Raw genomic sequence first — 20,933 nt, forward strand, 5'->3', positions numbered from 1 at the left:
GCCAGAAAGCGTGCGCGTGACCACTACAATGCTCGGCTGTCTTGCCTCCTCGTAGTTCAATGGATAGAACGAGTGCCTCCTAAGCGCTAGATACAGGTTCGATTCCTGTCGAGGGGACCAAATTCATGGTGAAATGGACTCTATCGCTTGATAGATAAGCGCTGCAAGCTATCAGAATAGAAGCATTTCCGCGACAGGCTCCTCGCAGTGTGTGCGGTGGAGTCTTTAGCCACACGAAGGCCCGCCGCCCTCAGCTTCTTGAACCGTCTCCGCGCACGCCGCTGTCGGAAGTAGCCTTGGTTGCCTCACCAGCTTCTTCGGCATTGACCGCCGTACCCGCTGCCGCGCCGCCCAGCGCGCCCGCAATGCCGCCCAAGGTGCCTCCGACGACCACGCCGACCGGACCAGCGACTGCAACGCCCACGGCCGCACCGGCAGCCGCGCCCGCCATCATGCCGCCGCCCACCAGCACGGAATGGGCCTCGCGCTCTGCGTCTTCCGGCTCCAGGGCGGTCTGGGCGCCAGGTCGCGGATCTTGCGATGGGATCCCGTAGCCGGGGCGGGCTTGGTCGGCCAGGTCTTCATCCACCGGTGGGGTGGCCGGATGAGGGAGTGTGGATGGATGCATGTGCGTCTCCTGGGAAGTGGGTGACAAAACAAAACGGTTTCATCTCCCTCTCTTTTAGGGTCCACTCAGCGCCGTGTGCGCCATCCTGCAGACCGTGAGGCTGTCGGACAATGCCCGGTGCCCACGCAGACGCAGACGCACAGCTTCTCAAGTCAATACGCCACTTGCCCATCTAAGATCAAACCATGTCGGCATCCCCTTCCCCCTCCATCCTTCCCTTTGCCCCACAGCCCTCCGCCAGCGCACTGGCGCAGGCGCTGGGGATTCCCGTTTTTTCCCCGCACTGGCACATGCCGCAGTACCCCGACGGGGCCGTGGGGCCGTGGCAGATGAAGCGCACTGGGGTGGGGCTGGACCGTGGTTACCACAGCGGCCCGTGTGTCACCTCGGGATCGACGGTACTGATGCGCCAGAGCGCTGCAGGCGGGTGGGAAACCTGGATGTCACTGTCGCCGATGGAAGTGGAAAGCCAGGAACTGGCCTGCCGCCATGCGCGGGGCCACACGGTGGTGATGGGCCTGGGCATGGGCTGGGTGGCGGCCAACATCGCGCTGCAGCCCACTGTGGAGCGCGTGACCGTGGTGGAGCGGGATGGGGATGTGCTGGAGCTGTTTGGCCGTTGCCGCGTGCTGGAGGGGCTGCCGGAGTCCGCAGCGCGCAAGGTAGAGCTGGTGCAGGCCGACGCGCTGCAGTGGCACCCCCAGGGCACGCCCGTTGACTTCCTGTATGCAGACATCTGGCTGTACCTGGCGGAGCCACAAACCCTGGCGGAGGTGCAGCGCATGCAGGCCAACGTGCACGCTGACCAGGTGTACTTCTGGGGGCAAGAACTGGTGCTGGGTGCCATGGCCAGCGCACAGGCGGCGCCTGGTACGACCGCATGGACCGACGCGGTGGACCATGCCGTGCGCGAGACAGGTTTGCCGCTGCTGGCGCAGGCAGACGAAGGGTATGCCAACCTCATTGCGCGGGTGTTGCAGCTGCGCCAAGGCGGCCGACCTACCGCCGGTTGACCGGCTGGCAGCCCAGCCAAGGGCCTCGGGCTTTTGCGTTATTTGGTGAGCCACTTGCGCTGCGCGCGCGGCTGTACGGTGATGTCGACGCTCTGGTGCACGGCTGGCTGGCCGCTAGCGGCGTCGGTTTCCACCACGTCTTCCAACGCGATGTCCTTGACCTCTGAATGGGTCGTTTCTTCCAGGTCGGCCAGGATGGCGCTGACCTTGCGTTCAGCCTCAGCGACCTTGGATTGTGGCAACGGCGAAGTGCGCATCATGGGCGGCTCCTGTGAGATAGACCCATTCTGGCCACGGAGCACGCTCTGTGCGTGTCATCCTTTGCCGACGGCCGGGTGTCAGCGTGACGGCCATCCCGGAGGTCTGGACATGCCCAGGCGGTGCGCGATTTCAGGCCGCCTGAGGCGCTGCGCGGTCGGCGCCAGAGGGCCGACCAGCAGTCATCGCACTGCCCATGGACGCCGCCACGATGCAGCCAATGGCCAACCACTGGATGGCGCTCAGGTGCTCGCCCAGCAGCATCAAGGCCAGCACGGCAGCCACCGCGGGCTCCATGCTGATCATGATGCCGAAGGCCTCCTTGGGCAGGCGCTTCAAGGCCATCATTTCGAGCGAGATCGGAATGGCGCTGGACACCGCCGCCACCGCCAAGCCGATGAGCAGCACGGTGGGTGACAACAGCGCAGCGCCCGCATGTACCACGCCCACCGGCACCACCACCAGCGCCGCCACCAAGAGGCCCAGCGACACCGTGTGCCCGGCGTGCAGGTGCCCGGCGCGCTTGCCGAACACGATGTACAGCGCCCAGAACACCGCCGCGCCCAAGGCATACAAAACTCCCACCGGGTCCAGCGTGCTGCCGTTCAAACCCAGCGGCAGCAGCATGCCCAACCCGGCCATGGCCAGCGCCACCCACACAAAATCCACGGCGCGCCGCGAAGACCAGATCGCCACCGCCAGCGGCCCTGAGAACTCGATGGCCACCGCCAGCCCAAACGGCAGGGTGCGCAGCGACATGTAGAACATAAGGTTCATGCCCCCCAGCGCTGCGCCGTACAACATGACGGCACGCGCATCGGCACGCGACAGATGCCAGCGCCACGGCCGCCACAGCAACAGCACCAGCAACGCCGAAAAGCCCACGCGCACGGCGGTGGTGCCCTGCGCCCCCACCACCGGAAACAGCCAGTGCTTGGCCCATGAGGTACCAATGCCCAACGCGGTGACGGAGCCCAGGACGGCGAGAAATGGGAAAAAACGGTGCAGAAGGGAAGCGCTCATGGGTTGAAAATATAGTGTGACCCCTGCGTGCTTTTTGCTCGATTTTCAGGGTCCGCGCGCAACTTTCGCTCACCACCACGAGGCGCCCCATGCCCGCCACCCCAGCACTCGACCGCTTTGATATCGCCATCCTGGACATCCTGCAGACAGACAACACCACACCCCAGCGCGTGATTGCGCAGGCGGTCAACCTGTCGGCACCCGCTGTGCAGCGACGCATCCAGCGGCTGAAAGACAGCGGCGTGATCCGCGCCAACGTGGCCGTGCTGGACCCTGTGAAAGTGGGCAAACCGCTGACCATCGTGCTGGAGGTGCACCTCGAAAACGAGCGCCCCGACCGCACCGCCCCGCTGCGCGCGCGCATTGCCGGCGAAGACGCGGTGCAGCAGTGCTACAGCGTGACGGGCGAGGCGGACTATCTGCTGGTGGTGAACGTGGCGTCGATGGCCGACTACGAGGCGCTGACGCAGCGGCTGTTTGAGGGGGATGACAACATCAAGCGGTTCAGAACGTCGGTCGCACTGGCCAGCCTGAAGACCGGGCTGCGTGTGCCGCTGGACCACGCGCTTCCAACTGCCTGACTACAGCCCCAACGCCCTGCGCATCTGCGCGCCCGTGAGGCGCTGGCGCGGGCCGCCCAGCAGTTCGCACATGCGCGCATTCAGCGGCGCCTCCATGCCCTGCTGAGCCGCCAGCCTCACCACAGCCCCGCTGAGTGCATCAATCTCGGTCACACGCCCGGCTTCCAGGTCGTCCCACATCGACGAGCGCGCCTTGGCGTCGATCTGCAGCATGCGTTTTGCCAGCCGGGTGAAGAGCCAGTTGGGCAGGCGCAGCACATGGGGCAGCAGCGTGGGCGACACGGCGGTGACCTGGGCGGGTGCGATGCCTGCGCGCGCCATCACACGCAGCGCCTCAGTTTGCAGGGCAGCAAAGACGCGGCGGCAGTCGCGGTCGAGCAGCTCTTGCCGCAGAGGCAGGTCGGACAGCGCATTGACCGGGTTGTTGAGGTTGAGCAGCAGCTTGCCCCACTGCACCGCACGGATGTCGGCGGGCAACACGGTGGCCAGGCCTGCAGCGTTGAAGACCGGCGCGATGCGTTCGGTGACGGCATCACGCTGCAGTTGCAAATGGCCCGCGGTGGCACGGTGCACCTGGGCGCCGCGCAGCACCACGTTGTAAGGCACCATGCCCGCCAGAACACTCAGGCCCAGCGCCCGGGCTGTGACACGGGCCACGTTGTCCACGCCGTTTTGCAGCGAGATGACGGGCGTTCCCGGCGCACAGGCGTCGGCCAGTTCGCGCGCAGCGGATTCGGTGGCGCCGCTTTTGACGCACAGCAGGATGATGCTGTCCGGGCCCGGCGCCGCGTCGGCCAGTGTGTGTGCCAGTTGCAGCGCAGACACGGGCACGGTGCGTTCAAAGCCATCCAGGTCCGTGACTTTGAGGCCGTGCAACGCGATGGGCTCCAGCGCATGCGGACGGCCCACCAGGCAGACCGGCTGGCCGTGCGCGGCCAGGCGCCCACCCACATAACAACCAATGGCGCCTGCGCCGAGAACGATGAAGTGCATGCGGATGCTTTCTGGATCAACGGAAGACGGTGCCCCGCGATGGATGCGGCGCCTGCGCATTGTGCGGCGACACGCCCACAGGGCCTGGCGCAGAGGCGACGGTATCTGCAGGCACCTGCAGCCTTCATATTTTGAGCTTTATTGGCCCCTGGCGCTTATTCATCAAGCGCCAATAGCTATCAAAATAGAAGCATCATCAACAAACAGCACCTGCGCCCAACGGGCCTTCCACCAGCAGACCTCAGCCAAACCGCACCGTCACCAGCAGCCCCCCCAGACGCGGCGAAGCGCTGAGTTGCACGGTGGCGCCATGGCCCTGCGCAATGGCCTGCACGATGGCCAGGCCCAGGCCACTGCCCGGGGCGCCTTCCGAGGTTTCGCGCACAAAACGCTGCATCACGCGCTCACGGTACTCGGGAGCGATGCCGGAGCCGCTGTCTTCCACCGTGAGCACGGCAGCATCACCCTCGCGGCGCACCTGCAGGTCCACCCGGCCGCCGGGCGGGGTGTACTTGATGGCGTTGTCCAGCAGGTTGCGCGCCAGCATGCGCAGGGCTTCGGCATTACCACGCACGGTCACGGGCACGGTGGCGGCGTCGGAGTTGAGCAGGCCTACATCCATGCTGCGCGCCTGCGCGGCGGGGGCCACGTCGGCCAGGGCCAGCTGCGCCGCGGCGCGCAGGTCCACGGGTTCGGTGGTGGCGGTGCTGGCCTCTTGCCGGGCCAGGGTGAGCAATTGCTCCACCAGGCGCGTGGCGCGGTCGATGCCGGCCGACAGGCGTTCGATGGCGACGGCACGCGCGGCATCATCGCCCGCGCGCTGCAGGCCCTGCAGCTGCAGGCGCAGTGCGGCCAGGGGCGATCGCAGTTCGTGCGCGGCGTCGGCCACAAAATGCTCCTGCGCGTCAAAGGCGCGCTGCACGCGCTCGAACAGCAGGTTGAGCTCACTGACCAGCGGCTGCACTTCGTCGGGCAGCTGCGCGTCGCTTACGGGCGAGAGGTCATCCGCTTGGCGCTGCGCCAGCTGGCGGCGCACGCGCTCCACCGGGGCCAGCGACCGGCTCACACCCCACCACACGGCCAGCACCAGCAGCGGCGCCATGATGGCCAGCGGCGCCAGCGTGCGCAGCGCCAGGCTGCGGGCCATGTCGCGCCGCGCGGCCATGTTCTGCGCCACCTGGATCACCTGCGAACGCGTTTGCATCGAAAACACCCGGTAGGTGCCGCCGCGCGCCTGCACGTTGGCAAAGCCCAGCACGGCGATCTGCGGCAGGGCCGCGCCCACGGCGGATTCAAAAATGCGCAGGCCTTCGTTGGTCCACACCTGCACGATGAATTCGTGGTTTTCGTCCTCGGGGTCCAGGCCCGGGCCCAGCCCTTGCGCATCCACCGGCAGGCCCGAGCGCAAGGCCAGTGCGGTTTGCTGCATGTGGTAGTCGAACAGCGCATCCGCCTCGTCCAGCGCACCCCGGTAGGCCAGTGCGCCCTGCACTGCGCCGGCCAGCACGATGGCGGCCAGCAGGAACACCAGCAGACGCATGCGCAGCGAGCGCGGGAGCATGGACTGCAGCGCGCTGCGCCAGGAGGTAGTTGGCACGTTCTTCATCTCTATCCATCCATCCCCGCCGCATGCTCAGGGCGGGAGATTGCGCGGGGGCAGCCAGCAAGGGCCGCCCCGCAGCAAAGGCTGTCGTCCCCTTGGGGGGAAGCGGCGAAGCCGCTCAGGGGGGTCATGCCTTCGGCACGAGGTAGCCCACCCCGCGCACGTTCAGCACCAGCTCGGGCCCCAGCTTCTTGCGCAGGCCGTGGATATAGACCTCCACCGCGTTGCTGCTCACCTCGTCGCCCCAGCCGTAGAGCTTGTCCTCGAGCTGCTGGCGCGACAGCACCATGCCGGGCCGTGCGATCAGCGGCTCCAGCACCGCCCATTCGCGCGCCGACAGCACGACAGGAACTCCATTCACCGTGGCCTCGCGCGTGGCGGGGTTGATGCACACGCCCTTGTGTTCATACACCGGTTCGGCCCGGCCTGCAGCGCGGCGCAACAGGGCGCGGATGCGGGCGAGCAGTTCATCAAGGTCGTAAGGCTTGAGCACGTAGTCGTCCGCCCCCGCGTCGAGCCCCTCGATGCGCTGGGCCACGGCATCACGTGCGGTGGCCACCAGCACCGGGGTGCGGTTCTTGCGCGCCCGCAGGTCGCGCAGCACGGCCAGGCCGTCGCGCTTGGGCAGACCCAGGTCCAGCAGCACGAGGTCATAGGGCTGGGTGCGCAATGCCGTGTCGGCGGCGTCGCCGTCGCGCGCCCAGTCCACGGCGTAGTGCTCGGCGCGCAGCAGGTCTTGCACGGCTTCGCCGATCATGGAGTCGTCTTCAACGAGGAGCAGGCGCATGGTGGGCAAGCATAGCCAATGAAATCAATCGGGCCACCGAAGTGGCCCGTGCAGGCATCGCATCACAGCGGACTACAAAGCTCAGCGCAGCGGTTCTGGCTAGGAGGCTGTCGGACTTGGAGCGTCGAAGCGAAAATTGGCCCCAGCGAGGACAGTTTTTGCCGGATTTGCAGCCCCATAGCCGAGCTATGGGGCAAAAAGACGGTAAAAAATGGACCGCTGCGGCCAATTTGCAGCCGACGACTTCCAAGTCCGACAGCCTCCTACGCGTTTCGTCGCAGACAGTACCGAAAGTTCGGCAAGACGGAACAACGACGCCAGGAGAGCTTTTGGGACCGCTTAGCCCAAACGCACCGGCACAAAGATCTTGTTGCCATCGCGCTCGATCAGCAACGCCACCGACTTGCCCGTGGTGGCCTTGGCCATTGCCGCGCGCACCTGCTCGATGTTCTTGGCGGGCGCGCCGTTGATGGCCAGCAGCACATCCCCCGGCTGCACACCGGCCGCCGCAGCGGGGCCGCGCGCCTGTTCGATCACCAGGCCCTCGGCCACGCCTACCTCGCGGCGCTCCTCGGGGTCCAGGGGGCGCAGCGACAGGCCCAGCTGGCCCTTGCCCACGGCATCGTCGTTGCGCGCCTGCTTGGTCGCCTTGTCGCTGGCGTCGCCCAGCGTGGCGGTCAGCTCCAAGGGCTTGCCCTGGCGCCACACCGACAGCTTGGCCTGCTGCCCCGGCTGCGCCTGGCCCACCCAGGCGGGCAGGTCGCCCGAGGCCACGATGGGCTGGCCGTTCACCTGGCGAATCACGTCGCCCGTCTGCAGGCCTGCTTTCTCGGCCGGGCTGCCCTTGCTGACGCTGGCGACCAAGGCGCCCTCGGGCTTGTCCAGCTGGAAGGATTCAGCAAACGCCTGGTTCACCTCCTGCACGGCCACGCCCAACTGGGCGTGGCGCACCTTGCCGGTGGCCACAATCTGGTCCTTGATCTTGGCGGCCAGCTCGATGGGGATGGAGAACGACACGCCCTGGTAGCCGCCCGAGCGGCTGTAGATCTGCGAGTTGATGCCCACCACCTCGCCGCGCGCGTTGAACAGCGGCCCGCCCGAGTTGCCGGGGTTCACCGCCACGTCGGTCTGGATGAAGGGCACCAGGCTGTCGTCGGGCAGCGAACGGCCCTTGGCGCTGACCACGCCCGCCGTCACGCTGTTTTCAAAGCCAAAGGGCGAGCCGATGGCCAGCACCCATTCGCCCACCTGCAGGTCGCGCGTGCTGCCCAGGCGCACGGTGGGCAGATCCTTGGCGTCGATCTTGAGCACGGCCACGTCGGTCTTGGGGTCGGCACCCAGCACCTTGGCGCGGAACTCGCGCCGGTCAGTGAGTTTGACGACCACTTCGCTCGCGCCCTTGACCACGTGGGCATTGGTCAGCACCAGGCCATCAGGGCTGACGATAAAGCCCGAGCCCTGGCCATGGGTGGGTACGTTGGGCTGGCCTTGCAGGCCCGCGCCGGGGAAACCGAACTGGCGAAAGAATTCGTAAAACGGATCGTTTGGGTCGATCTGCGGGCCACGGCCCTGGCGGGCAGCGGGTTGCTCGTCATCGTCGTCATCGTTGGCCATCGCCGTCTTGGTGCTGCCCGTGACGCTGATGTTGACCACGGCCGGGCCGTTCTGCGCGGTGATCTGCGCAAAGCTGGGCAGCGCACCGCCCGGGGCCATGGCCGTCTGCGCCACGATGGGCGTGGAGGGTGTGACCGCGCGGGCCTGGTGCCCGCTGATGAGGCCGGCGCCGGTGGCGCCCACAGCGCCCGCGGCCACCAGGGCCAGGATCAGGCGGCGGGGAGTGGATGCAAGCGTGTTGTTCATGGTGTCTGCCTTTTCAATCAGGGTTGCGATGGAAGGCAGTGTGGGCACGGACACTTAGACGAAACTTAGGCGGAGTCGGTAAGCCATGAACCCGCGGGTATCGGTGCCGCATCCTGGTTTTCTACGGCCCGGCAACTACCTCAGTCTTTGATATCGCACGGCCCCACGCCAGTGCCACCGTGCAAGGGCCGCCCCGCCGCACGGGTGGCGTCCCCCTGCCCGCATCGCGGAGCGATGCGAGAGCGGGGGGAAGGCGCGAAGCGACTCAGGGGGGTGTTCTCTGCTTCACAGGAACATGCCGCCCGACGCCTCGATGCGCTGGGCATTCACCCAGCGTGTGGCCGGTTGCAGCAGCGAAGCGACCAGCGGGCCGATGTCGTCCGGCACGCCCACTCGGCCCAGAGCCGTCTGCGCGGCCACAAAGGCATTGAGCTGCGCGTTGTCGCGCACCGCGCCGCCGCCAAAGTCGGTCTCGATGGCGCCCGGGGCCACCACGTTCACGGTGATGCCACGCGGGCCGAGTTCTTTGGCCAAGTAGCGGCTCAGCACCTCGATAGCGCCCTTCATGGCCGCGTAGGCGGCGTAGCCGGGCAAGGCGAAGCGGGCCAGGCCCGACGACAGGTTCAGGATGCGGCCGCCATCGTTCATCAGCGGCAGCAGGCGCTGCGTGAGGAAGAACACGCCCTTGAGGTGCACGTTGACCAGCGCATCGAACTGCGCTTCGGTGGTTTCGGTGATGGGCGCATGCACGCCCATGCCCGCGTTGTTGACCAGAAAGTCAAACCGCTCGCGCTGCCAGTGGCTGCGCAGGGTTTGCTGCAGCTGCGCAGCGAAGGCTTCGAAGCTGGCTACATCGCCCACATCCAGTGGCAAAGCCACAGCACGGCGGCCCAGCTTTTCGATGTAGGCCACCACTGCCTGGGCTTCGGCGACCTGCTGGCGGTAGGTCAGCACCACGTCGATGCCGCTGTGTGCAGCGGCCAGCGCTGCGCTGCGGCCCAGGCCGCGGCTGCCGCCGGTGATCAAAACGACAGGGGTGGGGGTGGGGGCTGAAGAAAGGGATGAAGCGCTTGTCATGGCAGGTTCCTTTGCAGTGTCTGAAGCCCGGTCACACCGCGTGACCGGGGCTGGGGATGAACTTTATTGGGGTGCCATTCAAAGATAAACCATGCAAAATATGATTCATTGTCCATCCACGAAGAACAATGAACCCTTTAGACCGCATGCAGATCTTTGCCCGTGTGGCCGAGCTGAGCAGCTTTACCCAGGCTGCGCAGGTGCTGGGCCTGCCCAAAGCCAGCGCCTCTCTGGCCGTGCAGCAGCTGGAGGCCCACCTGGGCACGCGCCTGCTGCACCGCACCACGCGGCGCGTGCAGCTGACGCAAGACGGGCTGGCCTTTTACGAGCGCTGCAAGGATCTGCTGGATGACGTGGACGAGTTGCAGGCCATGTTCCAGCAGCCCGACGGCACTGCGCTGCGCGGGCGCGTGCGCATTGACATGTCCACCGGCATTGCCCGCCAGCTGGTGCTGCCTGCGCTGCCTGATCTGCTGGCCCGCCACCCGCTGCTGGAGGTGGAGCTGAGCAGCACCGACCGCCGCGTGGACCTGGTGCGCGAGGGTTTTGACTGCGTGATCCGCGTGGGCCCGGTGGCAGAACCCGGGCTGGTGGCCCGCCCTCTGGGCCTGGTGCGCGTGGCCAGCTGCGCCAGCCCGGGCTACCTGGCGCGCAAGGGCACGCCCCAATCACTGGCCGACCTGGCGCAGCATGACCTGGTGCACTACGTGAGCACGCTGGGCACCAAGTCCGCCGGATTTGAAACGATGGGCGACGACGGCAGCCCGCAGTTTCACCCCATGGCTGGGCGTGTCACCGTCAACAGCGCCGAGGCCTACCTGGGCGCCTGCGCAGCAGGGCTGGGCCTGATCCAGGCGCCTTTGCTGGGCGTGCGCGAGCTGATCGATCGGGGGCTGATGGTGGAGGTGCTGCCGCACCACCCTGCCCCGCCCATGCCGGTGACGCTGATCTACCCCCACCGGCGCCACCTGCCCCAGCGTGTGCGGGTGGTGATGGACTGGCTGGCCGCAGTGGTGCAGGCGCATCTGCAGAGCGAGGCCCATGGCGCACCTGCCGCCGCATGAAGGTTTCGCGCGGCGCTTCGACTACGCGCAGTCAATGGTTTCCAGTGGATTGAGACCGAATCGACAGCTATTAATTGAATAGCTACTAGCGCTTACTGGATAAGCGCTAGAGGCCAAAATCACTTAAAAATCACATGAACAGTGTCATCGCGACCCTCACCAAGTCCCGCCCAGCCTCACCCGGTGAAGCGGTACACGATGGCCCCCTGCACCACGTCGCCCGGCGCCAGCCAACGCACCGGAAACCTTGGCTGGTTGGGCGCATCGGGATACTCCATGGGCTCCAGGCAGATGCCGTCGCCCGGCTGCCATAGCCAGACGCCCTGCTCTGCGCCCCGCCCCAGGTCGCGCACCGGATCAGCCTTGAGGCCGTGGCCTGCGTAAACCTGCACCCCGGGCGCGGTACTCCATACCTCCATGGTGCGACCAGTGAGGGGCTCGCTCAGCAGCGCCGCAAGACGCAGGCCTTGCGAGGGCGTGACGGGTGACACCGGTGGCGTCCGCACCGCGCCCTCTTCGTCCCACACATGGTCATCCAGCACCAGGTAGTGGTCCAGCCCACCCGCCAGCGCCAGCTGTTCGCTGGGCTCCGCCACGGCGGCACCCACGCTGCGGGCTTGGCGAAGGTCGAAAGGCGTGGCATCTACAGGCTGCACCAACCCGCTAGGACACACATCGGCCGCCAGCGGTACATAGCGGCTGGCGGGCACTTGCAGGGTGTGGCCGTGGGTGCTGCCAGCGCCCGCCAGGTTGAAGAACGCGTGCCCGGTGATGTTGAGCAGCGTGGGGGCGTCCAGCGCCTCGCCCGTCCACGCCATATGCAGCGCGTTGTCGGCCGTGATGTGCAGGCGCAGCTGCAGGCGGAGCGTGCCCGGCACGCCGTCGTCCTCGGTGCGAAAGGTGTGGCTCAGGGTGAGCGCATCGGCCTGCACGTCATCCACCGCAAACACCTGAAAGCGGCTGCCCTTGGGCCCGCCATGGTGGTGGTGGGGGCCGCTGTTGGTGGGCAGTTGCCGCTGTGCGCCATCGGGCAGAGTCAACAAACCACTGCGCAACCGCCCAGCCCAGCGGCCTATGAGGGCGCCCATGGAGAGTTGCCCGTCCAGGTAGCCCTGCAGGCTGTCGTAGCCCAGCGCCACATCAACGAGGCCGCCCTGCCCGTCGGGCACCGCCACCTGCACCAGCCGTGCGCCGTAGTTGCTCACGGCCACCTGCAGGCCACCAGCACCGCGCAGGGTGAAGAGGTCAGTCGGCTGGCCGTGAAGCTCTTGCTGAAACGCTTTGCGTGAAAGGGAATAGGCCATGGCTGCGAGTCTATTTGGTGGCGGATGCGGCGGGAGCATCGCGCGTGACCAGCCAGATGCCCCCGCACACCAGCACCAGGGCCAGCAGGTTCTTCCACTCCAGCAGCGCCTCGCCCAGGAAGACCGCCGACAGCGCCGCGCCGAAGATCGGCACCGTGAAGTTGAACACCGTGACCTGGCTCACGCGGTTGTGCTTAAGCAGAATGCTCCACAGCGAAAACGCGGCCGATGACAGCAGCGCCAGGTACACCAGCAGCACGGTGGTGCCCCAGGTAAAGACCGTGAGCGAGCCGCCCAGGCCCCAGCCAATGGCCAGCAACGCCACGCCGCCAAGCCCCAGTTGCCAGCCCGTCATCACCACCGAGTCCATGCGCTGCGACACCTGCTTGCCGTAGATGCTCGCAGCGGCCAGCACGAAGGCGGCGATCACCACAAAACCTTCGCCCAGCAGCGTGAAGTCCATGTCCAGCGTGCCGCGCCCCAGGTTGACCACCATCACCCCCGCAAACCCCACCACGCAGCCCCACAGCTTGGCGTGGCTCAGGCGGTCGTTGTGATAGACCCAGTGCGCAAGCAACACGCTGAAGAACGTGCCGGTGGCATTCATGATGGAGCCCTTGACCCCCGTGGTGTGCGCGAGGCCCACGTAGAAGAACACGTATTGCAGCGTGGTCTGCGCCAGGCCCAGCACCACCAGCTGGCGCCCGGCCACAAAGCCCAGCCCCCAGATGGCCTTGCGCGTGGCCACGGCCCAGGCCAGCAGGATCAGCCCCGCGCCCAGAAAGCGCCAGCCTGCAAACACCAGCTGCGTGGGAATGTCATTGCGGGCGATGCCGAACCAGGCGTAGCCGGTCTTGATAGCGGGGTAGGAGCTGCCCCAGAGCAGGCAACACAGCAGCGCCAGCGCGATGACGACCCTGAGGTCGGAAAAACGGGGATGTCCCATGTGAGTTCTCGGTCTCTCTAGTGAAACAGCCCGTGCAAAGACGGGCTGTGAGGGGGAGGCTTGCAGCCCCAGGACGCAGCCTGCAAGGCCACCGTTTCAGTGATCCGTTGCGCTACGCGCCACCACCAACGCATGCGAAGGGCGCGGCCCAGGCGAGGGCAGCCGCGCAAGGGCCGCCCCACCGCGGATGCGGCGCTTTGCTTGTGTGCGCTGGCTGCGTCCCCCTCCCGTAGCGCGCAGCGCGTAGAGAGAGGGGGAAGGCGCGAAGCGACTCAGGGGGTGTCACTTCAGGTCACCGGTGCGGGGTTGAACAGCACCAGCGCGTTGTGCAGCTTCCACTGCTCGGCCCAGGTCTTCTTGCGGCCGCTGGCCACGTCAAGCAGCAGGTGGAACATCTCCCAGCCCAGGTCTTCGATGGTGGCCTCGCCGTCGGCGATCTTGCCGGCGTTGATGTCCATCAGGTCGTGCCAGCGGCGCGCCAGGTCGCTGCGCGTGGCCACCTTGACCACCGGGCATTCGGCCAGGCCATAGGGCGTGCCCCGGCCGGTGGTGAAGACATGCAGGCTCATGCCCGCAGCCAGCTGCAGCGTGCCGCAGATGAAGTCGCTGGCGGGCGTGGCGGCGTACACCAGGCCACGCTGGTCGCGCCGCAGCTTCTCGCCGGGGGCCAGCACGTGCGCAATGGGCGCGGTGCCGCTCTTGATGATGGAGCCCATGGCTTTTTCAGCGATGTTCGACAGTCCGCCCGCCTTGTTGCCCGGCGTGGTGTTGGCGGCTCGGTCCACGCGGCCACGGTCAAGATACTGGTCGTACCAGCCGAGTTCTCGCACAATGGCTTGCGCGACTTCAGGCGTGGCGGCGCGGCTGGTGAGCTGCTCCACGGCGTCGCGCACCTCGGTGTTCTCGCTGAACATCACCGTGGCACCCGCGCGCACCAGCAGGTCTGCGCAAAAGCCCACGGCCGGGTTTGCGGTGACGCCCGAGAACGCATCGCTGCCGCCGCACTGCACGCCCAGCACCAGCTCGCTGGCCGGGATGGTCTCGCGGCGGCGGGCGTTGAGGCGTTCGAGGTGGGGCCGCGCGCTTTGCACGATGTGGTCGAGCATGGATATGAAGCCCACATGCTCGTCGGCCTGCAGGCACACCGTCTCGGGTCCGAGTGCGGCGTCGCGCTCGTCGGTGATGGGGAAGCTGCCCGGGGGCAGCAGGCGGTCGGGCTGCAGCTTTTCGCAGCCGAGACTCACCACCATGACCTCGCCCCCAAAGTTGGGGTTGAGGCTGATGTTGCGCAGGGTGCGGATGGGGATGATGGCGTCGGGCGCATCAATCGCCACGCCGCAGCCGTAGGTGTGCTCCAGGCCAATCACGTCGTCAACGTGCGGAAACGAAGGCAGCAGTTCGTCCTTGATGCGGCGCACCGCCAGCGCCACCACGCCCGCCACGCACTGCACGGTGGTGGTGATGGCCAGGATGTTGCGCGTGCCCACGGAGCCATCGGCATTGCGGTAGCCCTCGAAGGTGTAGCCCGTGAGGGGTTCGAGCACCGGCGGCTTCACCGTGGCCATGGGCAGGCCTTCGAGCGCGCGGGCCGAGGGCATCTGCAGCAGGCGCTCGTGCACCCAGCTTCCCGCCGGGATGGCCTTGAGCGCATAGCCGATGGGCACGTTGTAGCGGCGCACCACATCTCCCTCGGCCATGTCCTGCAGCGCCACCTTGTGGCCCTGCGGCACCTTGTCACGCAATGTGATGCCTGCGCCTGGCACGCCCTCAGGCAACAGCGTGCCCACGGGCAGGCCGCCGTCGTTGGCGACGATGGCGACGTTGTCGTCCGCATGCATGCGGATGGTCAAGGGGTTGTTCATATCGGTTTTCCGTAGCCTCGTGCATGACCCGCTGCCGATGCAACTGGCGCGGCGAGAGCCAGCGCACCCGTGGAACCGGCTTCGCCGGGCCACCGGGTGCGTCCCCCTCCCGCATCGCCCAGCGAAGCGAGAGAGGGGGAAGACGCGAAGCGGCTCAGGGGGTGTCTCATTTCAACACTAGGTCCGGCAGCCACATCGAGAACTGGGGCACATAGGTCACGAGCATCAGCGCGACGATGAGCGCGCTGTAGAACGGCCAGATGGTCTTCATTACTTCACCCACGCTGATACCCCCGATGGTGCAGCCAATGAACTGCGTGGTGCCCACCGGCGGTGTGTTCAGCCCGAGCGCGCAGTTGATCAAAATCACGATGCCGAACTGCTCCGTGCTCATGCCGAACTGCTGGCAGATGGGCAGGAAGATCGGCGTGCAAATGAGGATGGTGGCCGCCATGTCCAGGAACGTGCCCAGAATGAAGAGGATGATGTTCACGCACAGGAAGATCACCCACGGCGAGGTGCTCATGGACTTAAGGGCGTCGCCCGTGAGTTCGGCCACGCCGTACAGGCCGATGAGGTAGCCGAACATCGACGAGATGCCGATCAGCAGCAGCACGGTGCCCGTGGTCTTGACCGCCTTGGAGGCAGCCTTGAGAAACTGCTCGCGGGTAAGTTTCTTGTAGACGAAGACCGAGAGCAGCAACGCCCAGATCACCGCCACCGAGGCGGACTCCGTGGCCGTGAACGCCCCCGACAAGATGCCCGCAATGATGATGACCACCACCGCCAGCCCGGGAACCGATGCCCGGAACGAGATCCACACGATCTCCCAGCCGGGGAACGTGCCCGCAGGGTAGCCGCGCTTGACGGCCACGAGGTAGGCAGCCAACAGGTTGCAGACGGTCAGCAGCAACGCAGGCACGATGCCGGCCAGGATCAGCGCCGCAATGCTCACCTTGCCGCCAGCGGCCAGCGTGAAGATGATCAGATTGTGCGACGTGGGCATGAGCGCGCCCACCAGCGAGGCGTGCGTGGTCACGTTCACCGCATAGTCGGCGTGATAGCCCTCTTTCTTCATCTGCGGGATAAGCACGGCGCCCATGGCAGACACATCGGCCACGGGCGAGCCCGAAACGCCGCCAAACAGCGTGCAGGCAAGCACGTTGCTCATGCCCAGCCCGCCGCGCACATGGCCGGCCACGCTCTTGGCAAATACCACGATGCGGTCGGCAATGCCGCCGTACATCATGATTTCGCCCGCGAAGATGAAGAACGGAATCGCCAGGAACGAGAACGGGTTCATCCCCGAAATCATCTGCTGGAAGCCCACTGCCAGCGGCAGGCCTTCATACAGGATGGTGGCCAGCGACGACAGGCCGATGGAAAACGCCACGGGCACGCCCAGCAGCAGCAGGAGCGTGAAGGTCACGCACAGAATGGTCAACGCCATGATGGAAATCTTTGTAGGGACGTGAGATGCGGGGGCGAAATCAGAGGCTGGGAATTCTTTGGCCGCACCCGGTACGGTGCATGCAGTGGGCGGGACCCGGGCCAGGGCAGCCGAGCCAGGGCCGCCCCGCCGCGAGGGCTGCGTTCCCCTGCCCGCATGGCGCAGCCATGCAAGAGCGGGGGGAAGCGCCGCAGGCGCTCAGGGGGGTGTACTTTCATCCTAATGCCAGGCTGGCTCGACCTCTGTGCCGCGGACCAGGGCGATGATGTGCTCCAGGGAGAACATCGCCACCAGCACGCCGGCGAGCGCGGGAGGAACGTACTTGAACGCTTCGGAGATACCGAGCGTGGGAATCTTGTAGGGCGCCACGGACTCGGCGAGCACGCCGCAGTTCCAGGCCATGACCACGCCGAAGATCAGCACCAATACATGGATCACGATTTCCAGCTTGTGGCGCAGCCAGTTGGGCGCGAGCACCAGGAACGATTCGAGGCCGATGTGCCCCGCATCGCGCACACCTACGGCCATGCCCAGCATGGTGACGTACAGCACCAGGAGCACTGCACCACTCTCGGCCCAGGTCGGTGTGTTATTGAAGATATAGCGTCCAATGACCTGGTAGAGCACGGCGCAGACCAGAAGCACCAGCCCCGCCACTCCCAGCTGCAGACAAGAGCGCGCAATGAAGGCGCAAAGACGCGTGTACATAGAGAACATTCAGAAGACGGAAAGAGGGACACACCGCAGGACATACTGCCCTGCGGCATGGAATGCCAGGATTACTGCACCGCGTCGATGCGCTTGACCATGTCCTGGAGCTTGGGGTCCTTCAGGAATTTGTCGTACACCGGCTTCATCGCTGTCTTGAAGGCGACCTTGTCGATTTCGACGATCTGCGCCCCCGCAGCCTTCACCGTGGCCAGGGACTTTTCTTCACGCTCGTCCCAGATCTTGCGCATGAAGCCCACCGATTCCTTGGCGGCAGCGCGGATGGCCTTTTGCTCGTCGGCGCTCAGGGTGTCCCACACGCGCTTGCTGAACAACAGAATCTCAGGCGCCATCGAGTGCTCGGTCTTGTTGAAGTACTTGGCAACCTCGAAGTGGCGTGAGCTCTCGTAGCTGGGGTAGTTGTTTTCGGCGGCGTCCACAAGGCCGGTCTTGAGCGCGGTGTAGACCTCACCAAACGGCATGGGGGTGGCGTTGGCACCCATGGCTTCAAGCAGGGAAACCCACAGATCGCTCTGCTGCACGCGCACCTTCAGGCCCTTGACGTCGGCCAGCGTCTTGACCGGTTTCTTGACGGTATAGATCGAGCGGGCGCCGGAGTCATAGAACGCCAGGCCGACGAAGCCTTGCGATTCGCAGTCCTTCAGGATCTCGTCGCCAATCGCGCCATCAAGCACCTTGCGCATGTGTTCCTTGTCGCGGAACAGAAAGGGCATGGTGGGCACCATGGTGGCGGGACAGATGTTGTTCATGGGGGCGACGTTCACGCGCGTCATGGCGATGGCGCCCAGTTTGGTCTGCTCGATGGTGTCCTTCTCGATGCCGAGCGATCCCTTGGCGTAGACCTTGATGCTGTGCTTGCCGCCCGTGGCTTTGGACAGCGTCTCGCCCATGTGGCGCACGGCCAGCACGGTGGGGTAGTCCTCGGGATGGATATCAGACGAGCGGAATTCCGTGGCCTGCGCGGCCAGGCTGCCGAGCAGCACGCTGGCGGCCAATGCGACGCGGCCAAACAGATGGGGGATTTTCATGGTTGTCTCCTGGGTTGAATGTGTTGCGAATGGGGAGAGTCCCGGGGCCTGTTGCCCTCAGGCACTCCGATAGGATGTTTCTGGCAACCCCGCCACACCAGGCCGGGTGGCAAAAATGGCGCCGCCCAGCGCCACGTCGTCACCCTTGGGCTGACCGGGACGGATGGAGGTGATGAACATCACGTCCAGCCCCGGGCCGCCGAAGCTGCACATCGAGGGTTTGCTGGTGGGCACGTCGATGGACCGGTCCAGGCGGCCGTCGGGGGTGAAGCGATGCACCACGCCAGCATCGTTGCCGCAGATCCAGTAGCAACCGTCGGCATCCACCGCGCTGCCGTCGGGCCGGCCGGGCAGATCGCGCATGTCCACGAACAGCGAGCGCTGGCCCACCGATCCATCGTCGTGCAGAGGCAACTGCCAGATCTGCTGCACGCTGGGGTGACTGTCGCTCAGGTACATAGTTGTGCCGTCTGGACTGAAGCCCAGCCCGTTCTGCGTGACCAGGCCCTGCACTTGTGGTGCAGACAGGCCGTGCTGCGCATCCATGCGGTACAGACTGCCAGCAGCCTGTGCCAGCGACATGTCACGCACCATGGTGCCCGCCCAGAAGCGACCCTGCCGGTCGCAGCGGCCGTCGTTGAAGCGCATGCCGGGCTGTGGGTGATCCACACCTGCAAGCAGCGTGGCAGACAGCAGGCCGCCCGCCTGGGGCTGCAGGTGGAACACGCCGGTGTCCATGCCCGCGATGAGGCCGCCCGCCGCATGCAGGGCGACGCAGGCAGGGCGCTCTGCGGTGTCCCAGCTTTGCACGCGCTGGTCCGCATAGGTCCAGCGGTGCAGCTTGCAGCCTTCGATGTCCACCCAGTAGAGCGCCTGCTCGGCAGGGCTCCACACGGGGCTTTCGCCCACCTGGTCGCGGTGATCGGACAGCAGCAGATCCATACGAGGCTCCATTGGGGCGCTCATTCGAAAGGGCCGGTGCGCACGAACGGACCGCCCTGGTAGATCACGGCGGGGTCGGTCAGGTCGGGGTGCGGATCGGCGGCCTCCACCTTGGCGCGGAAGGGCTCGGAGCTGTCCTGCGGGCGGTAGCCGATGTGGCGCGCCAGGGTGTTGTCCCACCAAGTGGTGGTGTTGTCGCCCATGCCGTAGATGATGCTGTGGCCCACCACCGGTGACGTGAGGCTGGCAACGACGAGGCGCTCCAGGTCGTCGTAGCTCATCCAGGTGGCCAGCATGCGGCGGTTGCGCGGCTCGGGGAACGATGAGCCAATGCGCAGGCACACGGTTTCAATGCCATAGCGGTCAAAGTAGAAGCGCGACAAATCTTCGCCAAAGGCTTTGGACACGCCGTACAGGCCGTCAGGCCGGGCCGGGTCGTTGGGGCCCACCACTTCGTCCTGGCGATAAAACCCGGTGACGTGGTTGGAGCTGGCAAACACCACCCGCTTGACGCCTTGCTTGCGCGCCGCTTCATACAGGTTGTAGACCCCCACGATATTGGCCTGCAGGATGGGCTCCCAGGGCTGCTCGGTGGAGACGCCCCCGAGGTGCACCACGGCATCAACGCCCTCCAGCAAGCTGAGCACGGCGCCGGCGTCTTCGAGGCGTGCGGGGCGCAGCTCCTCCCCTGCGCCTTCGTCGCCCAGGTTCGCGATATCAGACAACCGCAAGGTGGTGCAGTAGGCTTTCAGGCGCGCACGCAATTCCTGGCCCAGGCCTCCGGCAGCTCCGGTCAATAGCAGGCGTTGGAAACGAATAGGCGTCGGATGGCAAGGCATGGCGGTTACAAAGGCAGAGGTTCTTGGTACAGTGGCAACAGATTCCGTTGAACGTCATCAGTTGTCGTACAACGAAAAGCAATGTACCGCTTCTGCCCCCGGCGCCCCATAGGGATAACACCAAGAAATGACCACCGATACCCCGCTTCGCCGCAAGCCCCGCACACTGGCCCTGGAGCTTGTCGAATCCCTGGGAGACCGCATCCGCGACGGCCGCCTGGCCCTGGGCGACAAGCTGCCCACCGAGGCCGCCATCATGGCCGAGTTCAGCGTGAGCCGCACCGTGGTGCGCGAGGCGATTTCCAAGCTGCAAGCCTCTGGCCTGGTGGAAACGCGGCACGGCATCGGCACCTTTGTGCTGGGGCTGGGGCAGGCGCCCGGCTTCAAGATCACCCCCGACCAGTTCAGCACCCTGCGTGACGTGATTGCCGTACTGGAGCTGCGCATTGGGGTAGAAACTGAAGCCGCCGCGCTGGCCGCGCAACGCCGCACCGAGGCCAACCTGAAAGCCATGCGCGAGGCGCTGGACGCCGTGGCAGCCGCCGTGGATGCGGGCCGCGACGCGGTGGCGGCGGACTTCCAGTTCCACCTGGAAATCGCACGTGCCACGCAGAACAGCCACTTCGCCGAACTGATGGGCACGCTGGGCAGCATGATCATCCCGCGCGCCCGCCTGGCCGCCATGGATTCGGCCAATGACGAGCGGCGCCAGTACCTGCGCCGTGTCAACGGCGAACACGAAAGCATCTACGACGCCATCGTGGGCCAGGACCCCGACGGTGCACGGGCCGCCATGCGCACCCACCTGGCCAACAGCCGCGAACGTCGGCGGCGCGCGCAGGCCGAAGCGGGCTGAATCACCCCAGCCGAGTCACTCATTCATGAACCCTGGGGAATCATGGCCAAGGTGAGGTGCCCGGTTGTCCCATCAGTAGTTACCCGACAC

20 protein-coding genes and 1 tRNA gene are annotated in these 20,933 nt (G+C 66.2%); 5 read left to right on the forward strand and 16 right to left on the reverse strand.

Annotated elements, in window-relative coordinates:
• The first annotated feature begins 45 nt into the window (after positions 1-45).
• A tRNA-Arg gene (locus tag KW832_RS24930) sits at positions 46-120 on the forward strand.
• 130 nt (positions 121-250) lie between these two features.
• Here the strand turns inward: KW832_RS24930 and KW832_RS24935 are convergent.
• Entirely contained in the window at positions 251-628 is a 378-nt protein-coding gene (locus KW832_RS24935; protein WP_218301870.1) for a hypothetical protein, read from the reverse strand.
• A gap of 185 nt (positions 629-813) precedes the next feature.
• On the opposite strand from KW832_RS24935, the gene KW832_RS24940 reads away from it, so the two are divergent.
• A complete protein-coding gene (locus KW832_RS24940; protein ID WP_218301871.1) occupies positions 814-1,641 on the forward strand; it encodes a hypothetical protein in 828 nt (275 codons plus the stop codon).
• 38 nt (positions 1,642-1,679) lie between these two features.
• On the opposite strand, the gene KW832_RS24945 is transcribed toward KW832_RS24940, so the two are convergent.
• Positions 1,680-1,901 carry a hypothetical protein gene (locus KW832_RS24945; protein WP_121420983.1) on the reverse strand — a complete coding sequence of 74 codons (222 nt, stop codon included), beginning with the start codon at positions 1,899-1,901 and terminating at the stop codon, positions 1,680-1,682.
• Positions 1,902-2,031: 130 nt separating this feature from the next.
• Positions 2,032-2,922, reverse strand: a complete 891-nt coding sequence (locus KW832_RS24950) for an EamA family transporter (RefSeq protein ID WP_176886870.1) — start codon at positions 2,920-2,922, stop codon at positions 2,032-2,034.
• 89 nt (positions 2,923-3,011) lie between these two features.
• On the opposite strand from KW832_RS24950, the gene KW832_RS24955 reads away from it, so the two are divergent.
• Positions 3,012-3,503, forward strand: coding sequence for an Lrp/AsnC family transcriptional regulator (locus KW832_RS24955; RefSeq protein ID WP_218301872.1), 492 nt, complete (start codon positions 3,012-3,014; stop codon positions 3,501-3,503).
• Here the strand turns inward: KW832_RS24955 and KW832_RS24960 are convergent, their stop codons facing one another.
• The 5 genes from KW832_RS24960 to KW832_RS24980 all read right to left on the reverse strand — a co-directional run bounded on the left by KW832_RS24960 (position 3,504) and on the right by KW832_RS24980 (position 9,823).
• Positions 3,504-4,496 carry a 2-dehydropantoate 2-reductase gene (locus KW832_RS24960; protein WP_218301873.1) on the reverse strand — a complete coding sequence of 331 codons (993 nt, stop codon included), beginning with the start codon at positions 4,494-4,496 and terminating at the stop codon, positions 3,504-3,506.
• 241 nt (positions 4,497-4,737) lie between these two features.
• On the reverse strand, positions 4,738-6,102 hold the full coding sequence (locus tag KW832_RS24965; RefSeq protein ID WP_218301874.1) for an ATP-binding protein: 1,365 nt from the start codon (positions 6,100-6,102) through the stop codon (positions 4,738-4,740).
• A gap of 124 nt (positions 6,103-6,226) precedes the next feature.
• Entirely contained in the window at positions 6,227-6,886 is a 660-nt protein-coding gene (locus KW832_RS24970) for a response regulator transcription factor (protein WP_218301875.1), read from the reverse strand.
• Between the two features lie 339 nt (positions 6,887-7,225).
• A complete protein-coding gene (locus KW832_RS24975) occupies positions 7,226-8,746 on the reverse strand; it encodes a DegQ family serine endoprotease (protein ID WP_218301876.1) in 1,521 nt (506 codons plus the stop codon).
• Between the two features lie 285 nt (positions 8,747-9,031).
• A complete protein-coding gene (locus tag KW832_RS24980) occupies positions 9,032-9,823 on the reverse strand; it encodes an SDR family NAD(P)-dependent oxidoreductase (protein ID WP_218301877.1) in 792 nt (263 codons plus the stop codon).
• A gap of 128 nt (positions 9,824-9,951) precedes the next feature.
• Here KW832_RS24980 and KW832_RS24985 point away from each other — a divergent pair, with 128 nt between their 5' ends.
• Positions 9,952-10,887: a LysR family transcriptional regulator gene (locus KW832_RS24985; protein ID WP_218301878.1), complete on the forward strand. Its 936-nt coding sequence runs from the start codon at positions 9,952-9,954 to the stop codon at positions 10,885-10,887.
• Positions 10,888-11,063: 176 nt separating this feature from the next.
• Here KW832_RS24985 and KW832_RS24990 read toward each other — a convergent pair whose 3' ends face one another.
• The 8 genes from KW832_RS24990 to KW832_RS25025 form a co-directional block, all read right to left on the reverse strand.
• Positions 11,064-12,191, reverse strand: a complete 1,128-nt coding sequence (locus tag KW832_RS24990) for an aldose epimerase family protein (protein ID WP_218301879.1) — start codon at positions 12,189-12,191, stop codon at positions 11,064-11,066.
• 10 nt (positions 12,192-12,201) lie between these two features.
• Complete coding sequence (locus KW832_RS24995; RefSeq protein ID WP_218301881.1) at positions 12,202-13,137, reverse strand: DMT family transporter; 936 nt, start codon at positions 13,135-13,137, stop codon at positions 12,202-12,204.
• 287 nt (positions 13,138-13,424) lie between these two features.
• The gene (gene garD, locus KW832_RS25000) at positions 13,425-14,999 is read right to left on the reverse strand and encodes a galactarate dehydratase (RefSeq protein WP_218301882.1); all 1,575 of its coding nucleotides are present in this window, start codon (positions 14,997-14,999) and stop codon (positions 13,425-13,427) included.
• A gap of 166 nt (positions 15,000-15,165) precedes the next feature.
• Positions 15,166-16,449, reverse strand: a complete 1,284-nt coding sequence (locus KW832_RS25005) for a TRAP transporter large permease (RefSeq protein ID WP_218301883.1) — start codon at positions 16,447-16,449, stop codon at positions 15,166-15,168.
• Between the two features lie 219 nt (positions 16,450-16,668).
• Positions 16,669-17,157 carry a TRAP transporter small permease gene (locus KW832_RS25010; RefSeq protein ID WP_218301884.1) on the reverse strand — a complete coding sequence of 163 codons (489 nt, stop codon included), beginning with the start codon at positions 17,155-17,157 and terminating at the stop codon, positions 16,669-16,671.
• A gap of 71 nt (positions 17,158-17,228) precedes the next feature.
• A complete protein-coding gene (locus KW832_RS25015; protein ID WP_218301885.1) occupies positions 17,229-18,206 on the reverse strand; it encodes a TRAP transporter substrate-binding protein in 978 nt (325 codons plus the stop codon).
• Positions 18,207-18,263: 57 nt separating this feature from the next.
• Entirely contained in the window at positions 18,264-19,148 is an 885-nt protein-coding gene (locus KW832_RS25020) for an SMP-30/gluconolactonase/LRE family protein (RefSeq protein WP_218301886.1), read from the reverse strand.
• Between the two features lie 20 nt (positions 19,149-19,168).
• Positions 19,169-19,987: an NAD(P)-dependent oxidoreductase gene (locus tag KW832_RS25025; protein ID WP_218301887.1), complete on the reverse strand. Its 819-nt coding sequence runs from the start codon at positions 19,985-19,987 to the stop codon at positions 19,169-19,171.
• A gap of 127 nt (positions 19,988-20,114) precedes the next feature.
• Here KW832_RS25025 and KW832_RS25030 point away from each other — a divergent pair, with 127 nt between their 5' ends.
• Positions 20,115-20,843 carry a FadR/GntR family transcriptional regulator gene (locus KW832_RS25030; RefSeq protein ID WP_121505524.1) on the forward strand — a complete coding sequence of 243 codons (729 nt, stop codon included), beginning with the start codon at positions 20,115-20,117 and terminating at the stop codon, positions 20,841-20,843.
• Positions 20,844-20,933 lie beyond the last annotated feature (90 nt).

The organism is Acidovorax sp. sif0632 (assembly GCF_019218805.1).
GTDB lineage: Bacteria > Pseudomonadota > Gammaproteobacteria > Burkholderiales > Burkholderiaceae_C > Acidovorax > Acidovorax facilis.

Coding starts and splice junctions, on each gene's coding strand:
- KW832_RS24940 (WP_218301871.1), top strand. CDS start 814: ATGTCGGCATCCCCTTCCCCCTCCATCCTTCCCTTTGCCCCACAGCCC.
- KW832_RS25015 (WP_218301885.1), bottom strand. CDS start 18,206: ATGAAAATCCCCCATCTGTTTGGCCGCGTCGCATTGGCCGCCAGCGTG.
- KW832_RS25030 (WP_121505524.1), top strand. CDS start 20,115: ATGACCACCGATACCCCGCTTCGCCGCAAGCCCCGCACACTGGCCCTG.
- garD (WP_218301882.1), bottom strand. CDS start 14,999: ATGAACAACCCCTTGACCATCCGCATGCATGCGGACGACAACGTCGCC.
- KW832_RS24970 (WP_218301875.1), bottom strand. CDS start 6,886: ATGCGCCTGCTCCTCGTTGAAGACGACTCCATGATCGGCGAAGCCGTG.
- KW832_RS25025 (WP_218301887.1), bottom strand. CDS start 19,987: ATGCCTTGCCATCCGACGCCTATTCGTTTCCAACGCCTGCTATTGACC.
- KW832_RS24995 (WP_218301881.1), bottom strand. CDS start 13,137: ATGGGACATCCCCGTTTTTCCGACCTCAGGGTCGTCATCGCGCTGGCG.
- KW832_RS25010 (WP_218301884.1), bottom strand. CDS start 17,157: ATGTACACGCGTCTTTGCGCCTTCATTGCGCGCTCTTGTCTGCAGCTG.
- KW832_RS24950 (WP_176886870.1), bottom strand. CDS start 2,922: ATGAGCGCTTCCCTTCTGCACCGTTTTTTCCCATTTCTCGCCGTCCTG.
- KW832_RS25020 (WP_218301886.1), bottom strand. CDS start 19,148: ATGGATCTGCTGCTGTCCGATCACCGCGACCAGGTGGGCGAAAGCCCC.
- KW832_RS24975 (WP_218301876.1), bottom strand. CDS start 8,746: ATGAACAACACGCTTGCATCCACTCCCCGCCGCCTGATCCTGGCCCTG.
- KW832_RS24960 (WP_218301873.1), bottom strand. CDS start 4,496: ATGCACTTCATCGTTCTCGGCGCAGGCGCCATTGGTTGTTATGTGGGT.
- KW832_RS24945 (WP_121420983.1), bottom strand. CDS start 1,901: ATGATGCGCACTTCGCCGTTGCCACAATCCAAGGTCGCTGAGGCTGAA.
- KW832_RS24990 (WP_218301879.1), bottom strand. CDS start 12,191: ATGGCCTATTCCCTTTCACGCAAAGCGTTTCAGCAAGAGCTTCACGGC.
- KW832_RS24935 (WP_218301870.1), bottom strand. CDS start 628: ATGCATCCATCCACACTCCCTCATCCGGCCACCCCACCGGTGGATGAA.
- KW832_RS24980 (WP_218301877.1), bottom strand. CDS start 9,823: ATGACAAGCGCTTCATCCCTTTCTTCAGCCCCCACCCCCACCCCTGTC.
- KW832_RS24965 (WP_218301874.1), bottom strand. CDS start 6,102: ATGAAGAACGTGCCAACTACCTCCTGGCGCAGCGCGCTGCAGTCCATG.
- KW832_RS25005 (WP_218301883.1), bottom strand. CDS start 16,449: ATGGCGTTGACCATTCTGTGCGTGACCTTCACGCTCCTGCTGCTGCTG.
- KW832_RS24955 (WP_218301872.1), top strand. CDS start 3,012: ATGCCCGCCACCCCAGCACTCGACCGCTTTGATATCGCCATCCTGGAC.
- KW832_RS24985 (WP_218301878.1), top strand. CDS start 9,952: ATGAACCCTTTAGACCGCATGCAGATCTTTGCCCGTGTGGCCGAGCTG.